The sequence below is a fragment of the Serratia sp. BNK-10 genome, from assembly GCF_047456065.1.
Classification (GTDB): domain Bacteria; phylum Pseudomonadota; class Gammaproteobacteria; order Enterobacterales; family Enterobacteriaceae; genus Serratia; species Serratia ureilytica.
Genome location: NZ_CP179894.1, coordinates 794,113 through 809,973, shown reverse-complemented (window position 1 = coordinate 809,973; position 15,861 = coordinate 794,113). Strand labels below are relative to the sequence as shown.

16 protein-coding genes and 1 other RNA gene are annotated in these 15,861 nt (G+C 60.0%); 5 read left to right on the top strand and 12 right to left on the bottom strand.

What is annotated here, in order from left to right; translation table 11 throughout:
- Positions 1 to 76: 76 nt before the first annotated feature.
- The 3 genes from ACMGG9_RS03915 to ffs form a co-directional block, all read right to left on the bottom strand.
- Positions 77 to 571 (bottom strand): FidL-like protein, encoded by a 495-nt coding sequence (locus tag ACMGG9_RS03915; RefSeq protein WP_033642090.1) that lies wholly within the window; start codon positions 569 to 571, stop codon positions 77 to 79.
- Positions 556 to 1,353, bottom strand: coding sequence for a winged helix-turn-helix domain-containing protein (locus ACMGG9_RS03910; RefSeq protein WP_033642089.1), 798 nt, complete (start codon positions 1,351 to 1,353; stop codon positions 556 to 558). Before ACMGG9_RS03910 ends, ACMGG9_RS03915 begins: the two co-directional genes overlap by 16 nt.
- Before the next feature lie 365 nt (positions 1,354 to 1,718).
- Positions 1,719 to 1,815, bottom strand: an RNA gene (gene ffs, locus ACMGG9_RS03905) — signal recognition particle sRNA small type.
- Positions 1,816 to 1,971: 156 nt separating this feature from the next.
- Here ffs and ACMGG9_RS03900 point away from each other — a divergent pair.
- Positions 1,972 to 2,286, top strand: a complete 315-nt coding sequence (locus ACMGG9_RS03900; RefSeq protein ID WP_033642088.1) for an MGMT family protein — start codon at positions 1,972 to 1,974, stop codon at positions 2,284 to 2,286.
- A gap of 64 nt (positions 2,287 to 2,350) precedes the next feature.
- Here the strand turns inward: ACMGG9_RS03900 and ACMGG9_RS03895 are convergent, their stop codons facing one another.
- Positions 2,351 to 2,842: a YbaY family lipoprotein gene (locus ACMGG9_RS03895; RefSeq protein WP_033642087.1), complete on the bottom strand. Its 492-nt coding sequence runs from the start codon at positions 2,840 to 2,842 to the stop codon at positions 2,351 to 2,353.
- A 231-nt stretch (positions 2,843 to 3,073) separates the two neighbouring features.
- On the opposite strand from ACMGG9_RS03895, the gene tesB reads away from it, so the two are divergent.
- The gene (gene tesB, locus ACMGG9_RS03890; RefSeq protein WP_033642086.1) at positions 3,074 to 3,937 is read left to right on the top strand and encodes an acyl-CoA thioesterase II; all 864 of its coding nucleotides are present in this window, start codon (positions 3,074 to 3,076) and stop codon (positions 3,935 to 3,937) included.
- Between the two features lie 90 nt (positions 3,938 to 4,027).
- Here tesB and amtB read toward each other — a convergent pair whose 3' ends face one another.
- From amtB to ACMGG9_RS03865, 5 genes are all read right to left on the bottom strand, one after another.
- The gene (amtB, locus tag ACMGG9_RS03885; RefSeq protein ID WP_033642085.1) at positions 4,028 to 5,314 is read right to left on the bottom strand and encodes an ammonium transporter AmtB; all 1,287 of its coding nucleotides are present in this window, start codon (positions 5,312 to 5,314) and stop codon (positions 4,028 to 4,030) included.
- A 35-nt stretch (positions 5,315 to 5,349) separates the two neighbouring features.
- Positions 5,350 to 5,688, bottom strand: coding sequence for a P-II family nitrogen regulator (gene glnK, locus ACMGG9_RS03880; protein WP_004940327.1), 339 nt, complete (start codon positions 5,686 to 5,688; stop codon positions 5,350 to 5,352).
- A gap of 279 nt (positions 5,689 to 5,967) precedes the next feature.
- A complete protein-coding gene (gene smdB, locus ACMGG9_RS03875) occupies positions 5,968 to 7,746 on the bottom strand; it encodes a multidrug efflux ABC transporter permease/ATP-binding subunit SmdB (RefSeq protein WP_033651091.1) in 1,779 nt (592 codons plus the stop codon).
- The gene (gene smdA, locus ACMGG9_RS03870; protein WP_033642081.1) at positions 7,739 to 9,514 is read right to left on the bottom strand and encodes a multidrug efflux ABC transporter permease/ATP-binding subunit SmdA; all 1,776 of its coding nucleotides are present in this window, start codon (positions 9,512 to 9,514) and stop codon (positions 7,739 to 7,741) included. Before smdA ends, smdB begins: the two co-directional genes overlap by 8 nt.
- 92 nt (positions 9,515 to 9,606) lie before the next feature.
- Positions 9,607 to 10,068, bottom strand: coding sequence for an Lrp/AsnC family transcriptional regulator (locus ACMGG9_RS03865; RefSeq protein ID WP_004940330.1), 462 nt, complete (start codon positions 10,066 to 10,068; stop codon positions 9,607 to 9,609).
- Between the two features lie 122 nt (positions 10,069 to 10,190).
- Between ACMGG9_RS03865 and ACMGG9_RS03860 the strand changes: the two genes are divergently transcribed.
- Positions 10,191 to 11,231 (top strand): PLP-dependent cysteine synthase family protein, encoded by a 1,041-nt coding sequence (locus ACMGG9_RS03860; RefSeq protein ID WP_033642080.1) that lies wholly within the window; start codon positions 10,191 to 10,193, stop codon positions 11,229 to 11,231.
- A 63-nt stretch (positions 11,232 to 11,294) separates the two neighbouring features.
- Here the strand turns inward: ACMGG9_RS03860 and cof are convergent, their stop codons facing one another.
- Positions 11,295 to 12,116: an HMP-PP phosphatase gene (gene cof, locus ACMGG9_RS03855; protein WP_094142063.1), complete on the bottom strand. Its 822-nt coding sequence runs from the start codon at positions 12,114 to 12,116 to the stop codon at positions 11,295 to 11,297.
- A 104-nt stretch (positions 12,117 to 12,220) separates the two neighbouring features.
- Between cof and ACMGG9_RS03850 the strand changes: the two genes are divergently transcribed.
- Positions 12,221 to 13,957 (top strand): SgrR family transcriptional regulator, encoded by a 1,737-nt coding sequence (locus ACMGG9_RS03850; RefSeq protein WP_047025762.1) that lies wholly within the window; start codon positions 12,221 to 12,223, stop codon positions 13,955 to 13,957.
- A gap of 94 nt (positions 13,958 to 14,051) precedes the next feature.
- Positions 14,052 to 14,750 carry a 7-cyano-7-deazaguanine synthase QueC gene (gene queC / locus ACMGG9_RS03845; RefSeq protein ID WP_033644204.1) on the top strand — a complete coding sequence of 233 codons (699 nt, stop codon included), beginning with the start codon at positions 14,052 to 14,054 and terminating at the stop codon, positions 14,748 to 14,750.
- Between the two features lie 44 nt (positions 14,751 to 14,794).
- Here queC and ACMGG9_RS03840 read toward each other — a convergent pair whose 3' ends face one another.
- Together ACMGG9_RS03840 and ACMGG9_RS03835 are read right to left on the bottom strand one after the other, a co-directional pair.
- The gene (locus ACMGG9_RS03840) at positions 14,795 to 15,196 is read right to left on the bottom strand and encodes an acyl-CoA thioesterase (RefSeq protein ID WP_033642075.1); all 402 of its coding nucleotides are present in this window, start codon (positions 15,194 to 15,196) and stop codon (positions 14,795 to 14,797) included.
- Positions 15,197 to 15,350: 154 nt separating this feature from the next.
- Positions 15,351 to 15,731 (bottom strand): ComEA family DNA-binding protein, encoded by a 381-nt coding sequence (locus tag ACMGG9_RS03835; RefSeq protein ID WP_033651087.1) that lies wholly within the window; start codon positions 15,729 to 15,731, stop codon positions 15,351 to 15,353.
- Positions 15,732 to 15,861: the final 130 nt, after the last annotated feature.

Below are 15,861 nucleotides of genomic sequence, written 5' to 3'. Positions count from 1 at the left end.
GTGCGCTAAAAAGACGGCGGAACGCTATAAACGGCAAATAAAATACATCTTTATCGGAGGGGCAATAAAGTAAACGTCAGGATTCAATATTGCATAAGAACATCGGCGAATAGGCATTGCTAAACATCAACGTGTTTTTGTCAATGCTGCGAATATGATAAAACGTCGACTCATTGCTGAAAAAGTAGGTATAAATCTCTTCCGGCAAGGTATCACGCGGCGAATAGTTGACCTCGCCATACTGAAAGCGATAAAAACTCCCCTGCGAAACATAGCTGAAGTTAACCCGCCGATTGACGAAGTATTTCTTTTCACCGTCGTTGGCTAACCCCGACAGGACCATCACGCCCTTATCGCCGGACAAAAAGATGTAGTTTATTTTCAGCGACAGCTGAATGTCGTTATGAGCCGCCTGCGCGTCCAGTGAATTGAAATAATTGAACGTGGCGTTCGCTTCACAGGAAAAATCACTGAAGTCATGATGGCTGCGTATCAGGGAATACATCACGCTGCCGGTCAACACGCACAGGCCGACCAGCGTGGCTGACAGAATATTTAACTTTTTTTCCATGCCCGAATGTACTCGCTCTCACAGTTATGCAAAACAGCCGCACTGTCCTTCGTGCATTTGGCGATAAACTGGCGTCCGCTGTCTTCATTGGCATTTTGAGAACGGTTAACCTTGGTAATGACGACCTCGCCGGATCGGCAATGCCGGCCATACAAATCTTTCCTGACCAGAAACTGCAAGTAGCCGTCCTGGTGATTCGCCAAAAAATGGCCGGCATAGTAGATCGGGCAACCGTTCACCGTGCCGACGTAGGACAATACCTGCTTCTTTTCACTGTCGCGATGGTGCTTGTAATAGATGAAGCACAGCGCCAGAAAAGATAAGGGTACGACGATCGATAAACTGCGCAGCAGAATAAAAAAATAGTGATGGGTGTTTTTTGTCGTTGCGGCAGGTGACGCCAACGTCACCGCGGCATCGGCAAGCTGAGGGGGCTCGGGTAAATCAATCCGCAGTCGGTCGACAGGTATTATTCGATTAAGTCTATACCCCTTTTTGGATAGGGTAACGATGAGGCGCTCGTTGAAACCGACAGACGTCAATGCGCGTCGGGTCAGGCTGATATATTGATTTAACGTCGCGGAAGAGGCGCTCAAGCCGTGATCGGTCCAAACCTGCTGCAACAGCGTCTCGCGGCTCACCGTCTCATGGCCGTGTTCAAGCAAGCATTTGAATACTCTGGCATTGACGCTGGATAAGAAAACTTCCCGCCCCTTCTTTAAACTTTTCAATGAACCGTTTTCAGTATTAAATGTAATATCTTTATCAATGATATAAATCATGTTTAGCCTGACAGCGCACACGGGTTATTATTTAAACTTATTGAGCCAGTTCGACGACCGCCGCTAAGCGCGGATAGTTTTTTCGCACAGAGAAAAAACAATACTAACGTCATCCCAACAGGTGCGCAACTTTAAGAATTTTCCCCATCTCTCCATCCTTATTTGTCCCACAAATGGCGGTATACGCGTTATTTTTTCGCCGTCATCGGATCTGTTGGCAACAATACATTTCTATCAGGGGGATAAAGGCTAAAACGGTGCAGAGGGCACGCTTCGCGATCGCGAGGTGAAAGTAACGCCTGTTCAGCGTATCGACTTGATGAATAACGGGGAAGAGCGTTTTGCGGGACGCAAATGGGTGGGGACCCTGCCAGCTACATCCCGGCACACACGTCACCTGCTGCGGCTGCTTCCTTCCGGACCTGACCGAGTTCACAAGTTAGTGTTGCGGGAGAACCAACAGGGCCCCCATTGACGGCTTCTGTACTCCGAAGCGGTGGGCATTATCGGCGATGCCCCATCAAATAGCAAGCCAACCCGGGCCAACCGCTGTTTTCTTGCCCACCTGCATTGTGGCACACTCTCCGCCTGGGTTTTGACTCGCGCAGGAACTGCAACATGCAACCAGAAGACGCCTCTTTCAGCCAGCGGGTATTCCATATCGTGGCCGCTATTCCGTACGGCAAAGTCACCACCTACGGTGAAGTCGCCCGTCTGGCCGGTTCGCCGCGCGCCGCGCGTCAGGTCGGCGGCGTGCTGCGGCGTTTGCCGGAAGGCAGCACGCTGCCGTGGCACCGCGTAATCAACCGGCACGGGCAAATCTCGCAACAGGGGGAGGATTTTCAACGGCAACGGCAGGCATTGCTGGCGGAGGGGATTATTTTCGGCCCGCACAGCACGGTCGATTTCGATCGCTACGGCTGGCGCTGGTAAAACAAAACAGCCTTTGGCCGAAGCGCAAAGGCTGTTGATTGGGTCTTGCCGTACCGCAGCAGAATTACTGCATCGCGCTTGGCGCAGCCTGCATCGGCACGCCCTGCACCGGAACCAGCAGCAGATCGGCGCGGGTGCCGTTGCGGTTAACCACTTCCTGGATCGTGTCGGTAATGAACATCAGTCGCCCGTTGACCGTCACCGCCGCGCTCAGAATGATGCGCGCATTCGGTTGGATATCAGACGGGTTGTACGGCAGCGTAAAGTTGAACGGCGCTTGTTGCCCTTCGGTACGTATCGCGCGCTGTGCAATCACTTTGGACGGCGCATCCGCCAGCGAGGCATCAGAGAGGGTGACAGTCAGTACGGCGTCCGGCGGCAGCGCAATGCGCTGACGTATATTAACCGAACCTGTCACCGCCGGCCCCTGAATCTGCGTTTGCGCAGCCGCCGGGTTGCCGGCCGCCGGTGTAGGCACATCAGCACTCTTTTGCGCGCATCCTGCCAGCGTGATCGTCAGTGCTGCGGCACCGCCTACGATTTGCCAGAGTTTCATGGATCGGTCTCCTTTTTTATTATCAACACGTTGGTGGCTTTCACCACCTCACTGATTAAACTTAGCACAAAACACTGATAAATCCACTTTGCCCCGCCTATTAATCACTTAGCCAGCCCAATGCGCTCACTATTAAGAGCATTCTCATCGGCCCTTTAACGCAAGATATTGACGCCGCGCCGTGATATTCCGCACACTGCGCAAAATGATTATTAGAAAGGTAACAATTTTATGAGCCAGGCATTGCAAAACCTCCTCGATCTGTTGGATCTGGAGAAAATCGAAGAAGGGCTGTTCCGCGGCCAAAGCGAAGATCTGGGGCTGCGTCAGGTGTTCGGCGGGCAAGTGGTCGGCCAGGCGCTGTACGCCGCCAAACAGACGGTGCCGGACGAGCGCAGCGTGCACTCGTTCCACAGCTACTTCCTGCGCCCGGGCGACAGCAGCAAGCCGATCGTTTACGACGTGGAAACCCTGCGCGACGGCAACAGCTTCAGCGCCCGTCGCGTCAGCGCCATCCAGCACGGCAAACCTATCTTCTATATGACCGCCTCCTTCCAGAGCCCGGAAGAAGGTTTCGAGCACCAGAACCAGATGCCGGACGTGCCGCCGCCGGAAGGGCTGCTGTCCGAATCAGAGATTGCTCAGAAGCTGGCGCCGATGCTGCCGACCAAAGTACGCGAAAAATTTATCGGTCAGAAGCCGATCGAAATGCGCCCGGTGAAATTCCACAACCCGTTGAAGGGCAGCGTGGAAGAACCGCATCGCTACGTGTGGTTCCGCGCCAACGGCAGCATGCCGGACGATGCGCGCATCCACCAATATCTGCTGGGCTACGCGTCGGACTTTAACTTCCTGCCGACGGCGCTGCAGCCGCACGGCGTCGGCTTCCTCGAGCCGGGCATGCAGGTGGCCACCATCGACCATTCGATGTGGTTCCACCGCCCGTTCCGCATGGATGATTGGCTGCTGTACGCGGTGGAAAGCTCCTCCGCCTCCGGCGCACGCGGCTTTGTGCGCGGCCAGATCTACACCCGCGACGGCGTGCTGGTCGCCACCACCGTACAGGAAGGGGTGATTCGCCAACGCGACGCCTGATTTGCGGCATAAAGAAAGGGGCGATGTTTCCATCGCCCCTTTTTGCTTCATCATTATTTTCGTATTTAGCGCACTGCCCTGCTTCGAGTCTTACTGGTTGTAGGCGCTCTCGCCGTGGCTGTTGACGTCCAACCCTTCGCGCTCCTGCTCTTCCGGCACTCTCAGCCCCACCATCGCGCCCGCGATCTTGAAGGCGATAAAGGCAGCGACGCTTGACCACACCAGCGTAATCACGACGCTCAGCAGTTGGATCCACACCTGATGCCCCATCGTCACCCCTTCGGCATAGCCGGTGCCGCCGAGGGAAGAAGCGGTGAACACGCCGGTCAGCAGACAGCCGACGATGCCGCACACGCCGTGCACGCCGAACACGTCGCAGGTGTCGTCCACTTTCAGCCATTTTTTCAACGTCACTACGCCCCACAGGCCGGCGACGCCGCCCACCAGGCCGATGATCAACGCGCCGCCCACGCCCACGGTGCCCGCCGCCGGCGTAACGGCAACCAGCCCGGCGATCATGCCGGAGCAGGCGCCCAACAGCGAAGGCTTACCGCGCAGCACCCACTCGGCGAAGGTCCAGGACAGAATGGCGCCCGCAGTAGCCACCACAGTGTTCAGGAATGCCAAGGCCGCGATGCCGTTAGCCGCGCTGGCGGAACCGGCGTTAAAGCCGAACCAGCCGATATACAAGATGGACGCGCCGGTAAACACCATCGGCAGGTTATGCGGTTTGAACGCCTCTTTACCGAAGCCGGCGCGTTTGCCGAGCAGATAGGCGCCGATCAGCCCGGCGCTGGCGGCGTTGATGTGCACCACGGTGCCGCCGGCGAAGTCCAGCGCGCCGTCGGTAGCCAGATAGCCACCGCCCCACACCATGTGCGCGATCGGCAGGTAAGACAGGGTGAACCACAGGATCGCGAAGATCAGCACCGCCGAGAAGCGAATGCGTTCGGCGAAGCCCCCCACCACCAGCGCCACGGTAATGCAGGCGAAGGAGGCCTGGAAAGCGACGTGGATCATCTGGCTGATGCTGCCGGTGACGCTGTCGATGCCGATGCCTTTCAGCATCGCCGTCTGGAATCCGCCGAACACCGCATTGCCTTCGCTGAACGCCAGGCTGTAGCCATACAGCACCCACAGCACGCAGACCAGCGCGAAGGTGACGGTGACCTGCGTCAGCATCGACAGCACGTTTTTGCCGCGCAACAGGCCGCCGTAAAACAGCGCAATGCCGGGCAGCGTCATGAACAGCACCAACGCGGTGCAGATCATCATAAAGGCGTTGTCGGCCTTATCGGCGACCGCCGGGGCGGCCAGGGCCAAAGAAGGAACCATTGTTACCGAACTCAGGCCCAACATGGATAACAGTCTTTTCATTATCAATCATCCCCATCACTTAACTGAGTTCGCGGTTACAGTGCCGATTCGTCGGTTTCGCCGGTGCGAATACGGATCACGCGTTGCAATTCGGCAACGAAAATTTTGCCGTCGCCGATTTTGCCGGTGTAAGCGGCTTTGCTAATGACATCAACCACTTCATCCAACTGATCGTCGGCGATGGCGATATCGATTTTGACCTTGGGCAGGAAGTTGACGTTATATTCGGCGCCGCGATACAGCTCGGCGTGCCCTTTCTGGCGGCCAAAGCCCTTCACTTCGGTTACGGTCAACCCCTGAATGCCCACGGAGGACAAGGCCTCGCGCACGTCCTCCAGCTTGAACGGTTTGATTACCACGGTCACCAGCTTCATATTGCCTCTCCACGAATTAAGCCCAAACTCACCCCCGGTACGCCTCATATGTAGCAAGGGCTGTGCCAAATTTTATTTTGCATGGCGATTCAGCGGATTAGCGGGCACGCGGGCGCCGCCGCGGCGCGGTGCAGTACCGATACCTTGAATGGGTTAAATAATGCGCACTGATTTGGTGCGCGTCGCGTCGAAAAAGTGCAGAAAGGGGGAGTAGCCTGGCGGAGTTGCCTGCTTGTGGTGCGTTGGGAAAAATAAGGGCCGCGATCGCGGCCCGTGGGATCAGGCGGGTTGGCTCTCGTCGCGCACCGCTTCCGCCAACTGCTCGCCCGCCAGCTGCAGCTGATACATCTGGTAGTAGCGCCCCTGCTGCGCCAGCAGCTGTTGATGGTTGCCCTGCTCCACCGCCTGGCCGCGATGCAGCACCAGAATGGAATCGGCATCGACGATCGTCGAGAGGCGGTGAGCGATCACCACCAGCGTGGTGTGCTCGCGGATCACGCGCAGCGCCCGCTGGATAGCCTGCTCGGTGCCCGAGTCGATGTTGGCGGTCGCCTCATCGAGGATCAGGATCTGCGGCGCCTGCACCAATACCCGCGCCATCGCCAGCAGCTGTTTCTGCCCGACCGACAGGTTATTGCCCTGCTCCCCCAGCCGGGTATGGATACCCTGCGGGAAGCCGCGCACCAGACTCGCCAGCTGCACCGTTTCCAGCGCCCGCCAGACGGCTTCTTCATCGATGTTGCGCCCCAGCGTCACGTTGGCCAGCACCGAATCGGCGATCACCACCGGATCCTGTTGCACCATCGCCACGCCCTGGCGCAGCGTGCGGTGCGACAGGCTGGAGAGCGGACGGCCGTCGAGACGCACTTCCCCTTCGCTGACCGGGTAATAGCCCATCAGCAGGTTAGCCAGCGTGCTCTTGCCGCTGCCGGTGTGGCCGACCAGCGCCACGAAGCCGCGTGAGGGCACCGCCAGCGAAATATGCTGCAGCACCTTTTTATCCGCACGGTAGGCGAAGCTCAGATCGGTGATGTCGATGCTGCCGCTGGCCAACGGACGATCGTCTGCGCCGTAGCTTTGCTGGCTGCGATCCATCAGTTCGAAAATACGTTCGCCGGCCACCACCGCCTGCTGCAGGATCGACTGTTGTGACGTCAACTCGATCAGCGGTTCGTTCAAACGCCCCAGGTAGTTGATGAAGGCATAGAGCACGCCGACGCCAATCACGCCTTCGCCGCTGAAGCCGAACAACATCAGCAAACCGCACAGCACCAGCGCCGAAAACAGACTGAGCAGCGGCCGCAGAAGAAAACCATCGAGCCGCAGCGTCTGCATGCGCGCGAGATAGTGCGACTGGCTGGCGGCGCTCATGCGCTCGCCGAAGCGCACCTGCTGGCGGAATTGCTGGATCACGCCCATGCCGTTGATCACTTCGTTGAAACCGTCGTTGATGTCCGCCAGATAACTGCGCACCCGGCGCACAATCGGCGTGCTGTAATATTGATAGATGCCCATCACCACGAACACCGCCGGGAAGATGCAGATAGCCACTAACGCCATGCGCCAGTCGAGGCTGAACATCGCCACCAGCATAGCGCCGATCAGCGCGGCGCTTTTCAGCACCGTGGAGACCACCATCACGTACAGATCCTTGATCACTTCGGTGTCGTTGGTGACGCGCGAGATCAATTGCCCGACCGGTTGCGTGTCGAAGGCGCTGAGCGGCTGGCGCAGCGCGGCGTCCATCACGTCGGTACGCAGCCGCTGCACCACGCCTACCGCCGCCTGGTTGAACAGCAGCGCCTGGAAGTAGTGCAGCGCCGCCGCCAGCAGCTCCAGCAGAATGTAGGCCGCCGCCAGCCCGCCGACAATCATCAGCGGCAGTTGCCCTTTGGCGACGTAATTATCGATAAAATAGCTGACCAGGATCGGCCCGGCGACTTCCGCCGCCGCCGCCACCCACAGCATCAGCACCGCCACCCCCAGCGGTTTGCGGTACGGCGAGCCGTAGGCCAGCAGCCGCTTCAGCGTCGGCCACAGCTTTTGCACTTTATTCATCGGCCAACGCCTCCTCGCCGTTTTCCGGTGCTTCGTCCAGCGCCGCTTCCAGCTGCTGATAACGGTACATATCGCGATACCAGCCCGGCTGCGCCGCCAGCGCCGCCGGATCGCCGCGCTGCGCCACGCCGCCGTGCTGCATCACCAGGATTTCGCTGGCCTCGGTCAATGCCGACAGCCGGTGCGCGCTGATGATCACCGTGCGATCTTGCCCCCAGCTGCGCAGGTTGTGCAGGATCTGGTGCTCGGTACGGCCGTCCACCGCCGACAACGCATCGTCGAGGATCAGGATCTCCGCATCCAGCAGCAACGCGCGCGCGATGGAGATGCGCTGTTTCTGGCCGCCCGACAGCATCACGCCGCGTTCGCCCACTTCGGTGTCATAGCCCTGCGGCAGCCGCAGAATGTCCTCATGGACGCTGGCCAGCCGCGCCGCCTGTTCAATCTGCGCCTGCGTCGCCCCCGGCTGGCCCAGCGCGATGTTGTTCGCCACGGTATCGGAGAACAGGAACGGCGTCTGGCTCACCACCGACAGCCGCGAACGCCAGTCGTCGAGCCTGACCTGCGGAAGCGGCAGGCCGTGATAGCGGATCTGCCCTTGGTCGACGTCGAACTGCCGCTGGATCAGCGACAGTAATGTCGACTTACCGGCCCCGGTCGGCCCGCACAGCCCCAGCATCTGCCCCGGCTTCAACGTCAGCGCCACATCATGCAGCGCCGGGTGCGGGTTTTCCGGGTAGTGGAACGCGCGGATATCCACCTCCAGCACGCCGCGCCCGGCCGGCAACGCCTGCGGGCCGTCCTGCACCGCCGGCGCCTCGTCGAGCAGGCTGCGGATACGGCTGTAGGCCGCGCTGCCGCGCTCGACGATGTTGAACATCCAGGCCAGCGCCAGCATCGGCCAGATCATCAGGCCGAGGTACATCACAAAGCTGGTCAGTTGCCCGAGCGTCAGCGAACCGTTCACCACCATCCAGCTGCCGCCGCCGATGGCCAGCAGGTTAGAGGCGCCGATGGCGATATAAATGGTCGGATCGAAGCGCGCATCCACCCGCGCCACGTGCATGTTCTTGGCGCCGGTCTGCGCCGCGACGTCGGCGAAGCGGTTGGATTGGTGATCTTCCAGCCCGAAGGCCTTGATCATGCGGATGCTGGTCATGCTTTCCTGCGCCTGATCGTTGAGGCTGGAAAACGCCGCCTGCGCCGATTTAAAGCGCTGGTGCAGCTGATCGCCATAATATTTGATGGCGATCGCCATCAGCGGCATCGGGATTAACGCCAACACCGTCAGCTGCCAGCTGATTTGGGTGCTCATGACCACCAGCACCACCAACCCCATCACCAGCGAATCCACCAGCGTCAGCACGCCTTCACCGGCGGCGAACACCACGCGATCCACGTCGTTGGTGGCGCGCGCCATCAGATCGCCGGTGCGGTGGCGCAGGTAGAACGCCGGGTTCTGCCGACTGAGCTGACGGTAAAAGTTTTCGCGCAGCTCGACCGCCAGCTGGTAGGAAGCGCCGAACAGCAGCACCCGCCACACATAGCGCAGCAGGTAAACGACGATCGCGGTGCCGATCATCAGCCCGAGCCAGGCCAACAGCACGCCGGTGGACATCTGTTTTTCGGTGACGCCGTCCACGATGATGCCGACCAGTTTAGGCGGCAGCAGTTGCAGGATGGCGATGACGATCAGCAATACCACCGCGCCCAGGTAGCGGCGCCACTCCCGGCGGAAGTACCAGCCGATTTGTGCAAATAATCTCACGCAGTTTGATTCCAGGGTTTTATGAGGTTTGTCTCTTTTTCCGCTTCAACGGAGCAGGATACCACCGTTGAGCCGCCCGTCCGGTGAACTTTTCACTCCGGCACCGGCAGCGCGGTGGTGTATTTGATTTTTTCCATGGCAAAGCTCGAGGTGACGTCGATAAGGCCCGGCACGCCGTTCACCAGGCGCTTGTAAAAACCGTCGTAACTTTTCATGTCCGCCACTTCGACCTGCATCAGGTAGTCGTACTCTCCCGCCATACGGTAGAACGCCAGCACCTCGGGCATCTGGCTGGTCAGCTGCACAAACGCCTGATACCACTCGCTGCTGTGCTGTTGGGTCTTGATCAGTACGAACGCCGTCAGCCCCAGGCCAAGCTTTTCGTTATCCAACAAGGCCACCCGGCCGCGGATATAGCCTTCGTCTTCCAGACGCTTCAGGCGCTTCCAGCACGGCGTAGAGGTCAAATTAACCGCATCGGCCAGCGCCTGCAGCGACTGGGTGCAATCTTGCTGCAGCATGCACAGCAGCTTACGGTCTGTTTTATCTAACATGGCGGCCACCTGGAGAAAAATTTTCTCCCATTAGGCGATTAAACAGGGAAAATGGCAATCCTTTTTTCCTGCCGACAGGCTATGCTACGCCATAAATCAGCCCCCTATTCTGAGGCCAAATCATGACAAACTCTTGGGTAAAATATGCTATCGGTGAAATAGAAGCGGATTTTCAACGCTCCGCCGATACGCACCTGATTCGCCTGAACCTGCCGGCGTTTCCCGGCATCTGCCTGTACCTGAAAGATGAGAGCACCCACCCGACCGGCAGCCTGAAACACCGCCTGGCGCGCTCGCTGTTCCTTTACGGCCTGTGCAACGGCTGGATCACCGAGAACACCACCATCATCGAGGCCTCTTCCGGCAGCACGGCGGTGTCCGAAGCCTACTTCGCGCGGCTGATCGGTCTGCCGTTCATCGCGGTGATGCCGTCCTGCACCGCACGCCGCAAGGTAGAACAGATCGCCTTTTACGGCGGCCGCTGTCACTTCGTCGATCACGCCGCCCAGATCTACGCCGCTTCCGAACAGCTGGCGAAAGAGCTGAACGGCCACTATATGGATCAGTTCACCTACGCCGAGCGCGCCACTGACTGGCGCGGCAACAACAATATCGCCGACAGCATCTTCCGCCAGATGGCGCGCGAACCCTTCCCGGTGCCGAAACACATCGTGATGAGCGCCGGCACCGGCGGCACCTCCGCCACGCTGGGGCGCTATATCCGTTATCAGGGGCACGACACCCGGTTGACGGTGGTCGATCCGGAAAACTCGGTGTTCTATGACTGCTTCCACCACGGTGATCGCACCCTGATCGGCAGCTGCGGCAGCCGTATCGAAGGCATCGGCCGCCCACGCGCCGAGCCGTCGTTCATCCCTTCGGTGGTCGATAACATGTTGCGGGTGCCGGACGCCGCCAGCGTCGCCACCATTCACTGGCTGGAGGCCGTGCTCGGCCGCAAGGTCGGTGCCTCCACCGGTACCAACGTCTGGGGCGCGCTGCAATTGGCGAAGCAGATGCGGGAAAACGGCGAGCAAGGGGCGATCGTCACCCTGCTGTGCGACAGCGGCGAGCGCTACCTCGATACCTATTACAACCCGGAGTGGGTCAGCAACAACATTGGCGATCTGCAACCGTATCTGGCGCAGCTGGCGGATTTGTAACGCCGGGCGCAACGTAAAAAAAAGCCGGGTAGTCATACCCGGCCGGCTGTAAGGAGAACCTCATTATTCGGGGGAATAGGTGAGGCAAGGTGAACGCAGCCAATGTTGTAAATAATGAGCCACCGCCTGTTGTTGGCAGTGGCCGATAACCGGCAGCTGCGGCAGCAGGGATTTCAGCTGCGGCAGGGCGTTCCCCATCACCACGCCGTGTCCCACCGCGCCCAGCATCTCTTTGTCGTTCATCGCATCGCCGAACGCCATGCAGTCGGCCATCGTCAATCCCAGGTGACGGCTCAGCCGGTCCAGCGCCGCGCCCTTGTTGCAACCGAGCGGCAGCACCTCCAGGCAATCGTAAGCGGAGAAACACAGATCGGCCTCGCCGCCCAGCTGCGCCCGCAGCTGCACCTGCAATTCCAGCAACGCCTCATGCGGTGCGACAAAGCACACCTTGCTGTTGCCGAACGCCGGTAAGCGGCGCACGTCAGCCAGTTGGAAACGAAAGCCGCTCAGGTGGTGCGCCTGCAGCATCTCTTCCGGCGCGGGGAACTCGGTCAGCCAACCTTCGTCGCGGAACACGTGCATGCTGGCGCGGGTGCGCCAATGATGATGCAGCACCTCTTCGGCGATCTCCGCCGGCAGATCGGTGGCGTGCAGCTGTTGGCCACGGTTGTCATACACCCGCGTGCCGTTGCCGGTGATCAGATAGCCCTGCAGCCCCAGCTGCGCCATGATCGGCTGCGCATCAAGGTAGTGCCGCCCGGTGGCGAACGTCACCACCATCTCCCGCTCCACCAGCTGGTTCAGCACCGCCAGCGTTTCCGGGCCAACCCGGTGATCCGGCATCAACAGCGTGCCGTCCATATCGAAAGCCGCCAGGCGATACATAAAGACCTCATGAATGTGAACGCGATTACAATCAGTGCAGTATGGGATGGTATTTGCGGAAGTAATAGTGAACAATTTGGGAAAACTGTTCCGGATTTCTGCTCATGCGCCTGGTTCACCGTCTCAGCCAATATCAACGCCTGTATCAACAGCTCGGCAACGCGCCGGTCGCCGTGACCATCGGCGAGCTGGCGGCAATGTTCTACTGCAGCGAACGCCATGCCCGCACGCTGGTGCAGCAGCTGCAGGATCAGGGCTGGCTGAGCTGGCATTCTCAGCCCGGCCGCGGCAAACGCGCCAGCCTGCACTGCCTGAAAACACCGGATGAGCTGCGCGCGCAGCTGTTGCAGCAGCTGTTGCAACAGGGCAATCATCAGGGGGCGCTGGAGATGGCGCAGCTCGATCCGCAACACCTGCAGGATCTGCTCAGCCCGCACCTCGGCGGGCAATGGCAAGCCGGCAGCCCGACGCTGCGCATTCCCTATTACCGTACGCTGGAGGCGCTCGATCCGCTCACGCTGACCGGCCGCGCCGAGCAACATCTGGTGTCGACCCTGCACGCCGGGCTGACGCGCCTGATGACCGGTAACCCGGAGCCGCAGCCCGATCTGGCGCACCACTGGCAGATAAGCGATGGCGGCCTGCGCTGGCGGTTCTTTTTGCGTAGCCAGCTGCGCTGGCACAACGGCGAACCGTTGACCGGCCAGCAACTGCTGCAAACGCTGGAAAAACTGCTGGGCCATCCACGCAGCCAACCCAGCCTGAGCAGCGTCGCGAACGTCAGCCTGCCTCATCCGCTGTGCATTCAGTTCGACCTGCACCTGCCGGACTATTGGCTGGCACACCGGCTGGCGGAGCTGCCTTGTCTGATGACGCACCCCGAACTGCCGGCCATCGGCGCCGGCCCATTTAAACTGGCGTTGAATGAACCGCAGTTGGTGAGGCTGGAACAGCATGCCGGTTACCATCTGCAGCATCCGTATCTGGACACCATCGAATACTGGATCACGCCCGATCTGCCCATCACCGGCGCCGACGCCAGCTGCCGGCATCCGGTGCGCATCACCATCGGTCAGCAAGACGATTTGGCGCAGGCCCGGCCGGTGCAGCGCAGCATGAGCCTGGGCTGGTGTTATCTGGCGCTGAACCTGCGCCACGGCGTGCTGAGCGAAGCCCAGGGGCAAAAGCTGCTGATGCTGATCCAGCAGTCCGGCCTGCTCAGCCATCTGCCGATCCCCAACAGCGTGATCACCCCCAGCCATGAAATGCTGCCCGGCTGGCGCATCCCCAGCCAACGGATTGAAGAAGATGTCCCGCTGCCCGCTCGGCTAACATTGCTGTATCGGCCGCCGGTCGAGCTGGAAACGGTGACGGTCGCGCTACAGCGGCTGCTCGCGCAGCACGGCTGCGAGCTGGAAGTGCGTTACTACGCCGGCAAGCGCTGGCAAAGCGAGGCGCAAATCGCCCAGGCCGACCTGCTGCTGGCAGACAACCTGATCGGCGAGGCGCCTGAGGCGACGCTGGAGAGCTGGCTGCGGCAGGATTCGCTGTGGCGCGGTATCCTGACGGCAAGCCGCTGGCAGCAGCAGCAGGAGACGCTGCGGGAGATCCAACAGCTGCAGGCGCAGCCACTGCGCTTCGAACGGCTGCAGGCCTATTATCAACAGCTGATGGCCGCCGCCATCATCACGCCGCTGTTCCACTACCAGTATCAGATCAGCGCGCCGCCGCGTATGCATGGCGTGACGCTGACCGCCCATGGCTGGTTCGATTTTTGCCAGGCGTGGCTGCCGCCGCCGGTGGATGACGCACCGACCGGAGCCGAACCGCCCTGCGCCTGACGGCCCTTTCTGCTACTATTGTCGCCGCAACGCAATTTTTATCCTGCCGCCCGAATGTGTATCGGGAATGGCCAAAGCCCAAAAAGGTGATTTTATGAAGCGCGCGGTTGTCGTTTTCAGCGGTGGACAAGACTCCACGACCTGCTTGATCCAGGCATTGCAACAGTATGACGAAGTTCACTGCGTCACGTTCGATTACGGCCAGCGCCATCGCGCCGAAATTGAAGTGGCTCAGGAGCTGTCGGAGGCCCTCGGCGCCAAGGCGCACAAGGTGCTGGACGTGACGTTGCTCAATGAGCTGGCCATCAGCAGCCTGACTCGCGACAATATTCCGGTTCCCGCCTACGATCCCAACCAGAAAAACGCGCTGCCGAGCACCTTCGTGCCGGGCCGCAACATCCTGTTCCTGACGCTGGCGGCGATCTACGCCTACCAGGTGGAAGCGGAGGCGGTGATCACCGGCGTGTGTGAAACCGACTTCTCCGGCTACCCGGATTGCCGCGACGAGTTCGTCAAAGCGCTGAACCAGGCGGTGGTGTTGGGCATCGCCCGCGATATCCGCTTCGAAACGCCGTTGATGTGGCTGAACAAGGCCGAAACCTGGGCGCTGGCGGACTATTACCAGCAGCTGGATCGGGTGCGTCAGGATACGCTGACCTGCTACAACGGCATCAAGGGTGACGGCTGCGGCGAATGCGCCGCCTGCAACCTGCGCGCCAATGGCCTGACGCAATATCGCGCCAACCAGGCGGAAGTGATGGCGGCGTTGAAACAGAAGGCCGGTCTGGCCTGAGGCAGCGACGGCGGCAGCCGCCGCCGGTGAGCTGACTGCGAATGTTATTTGGGCGTGAGCGCTTCCAGGTGCTCGCGCAATTCCCCTTCAATCGGCAGCGCCCGCTGCGTTTTCAGATCGACGCACACGAAAGTCAGCAGCGCGTCGGCCACCGGCGTCCCCGCCGGATCCTGCGTCACCTTCTGGCTCAGCACCCCGCTTTTGCCGTTGAGCTGCACCATCTGGCTGTCGATGCGCAGTTTATCCCCCAATACCGCCGGGCTGCGGTAATTGATATTGATGTTCACCACGATGAAAGCGATGTTGTTTTCCGTCATCCAGCGGAACCCTGCCTCGTTTTCCAGCCACTCCCAGCGCGCCTCCTCCAGAAACTCCAGATAGCGGGCATTGTTAACGTGCTGGTAGACATCAAGGTGATAACCGCGAACTTTGATAAAGGTTTGCATAGGGAACGATCGCTCCTGCCTGGTGATTACAGAAAGAGGGAGCCGCGTGGGCTCCCTCGCCCGTTTGGTCAACGCGCCAAACTGGTAAGACCTGTAAAATGTAGCAGAGTCGCCATTGCCTCAGCGGCATTTTGCCGCGCAGCCGCGACCGGGATCACATTTTCAGCCGAGTGCGGTTCTTCTCGAACAGCGCCGGCCCGATGCCCGGCACCTCCTGCAGTTGCTCAACCTGGGTGAATGGCCCGTTCTGTTCGCGATAGCGCACAATGCCTTCCGCCTTCTTCAGACCGACACCGCTCAAAGCCGCTGCGAGCTGTTCGGCGGTGGCCTGATTGATGCTGACCGCCGTCTCTTCGGCCGCCTTGGTCATCGTCTGTTGCCCGCCATTGCTCGTCGGGGTTGAGAGCATCGGCGCCGGCGCATCGGCTTTATCCGCCGCGGCGGCCGGCACCGCCAGGCATAACAACAGCGCGGCCAGCGCGGCTTTAACGTGATGACGGTAACCTGATAACGTTTTTTTCTCTGTATGTTGCATGCTGTATCCTCCTTGTGTGTGACAGCACGGCTACCTTGCCGCGGCGGCAGATATTCAGCAATCGGCGGATATCAGATGTGGAAAAGGCCGCGAAAGCGGCCTTTGTTTGTTGCACTGCGTTGCAGAAAAA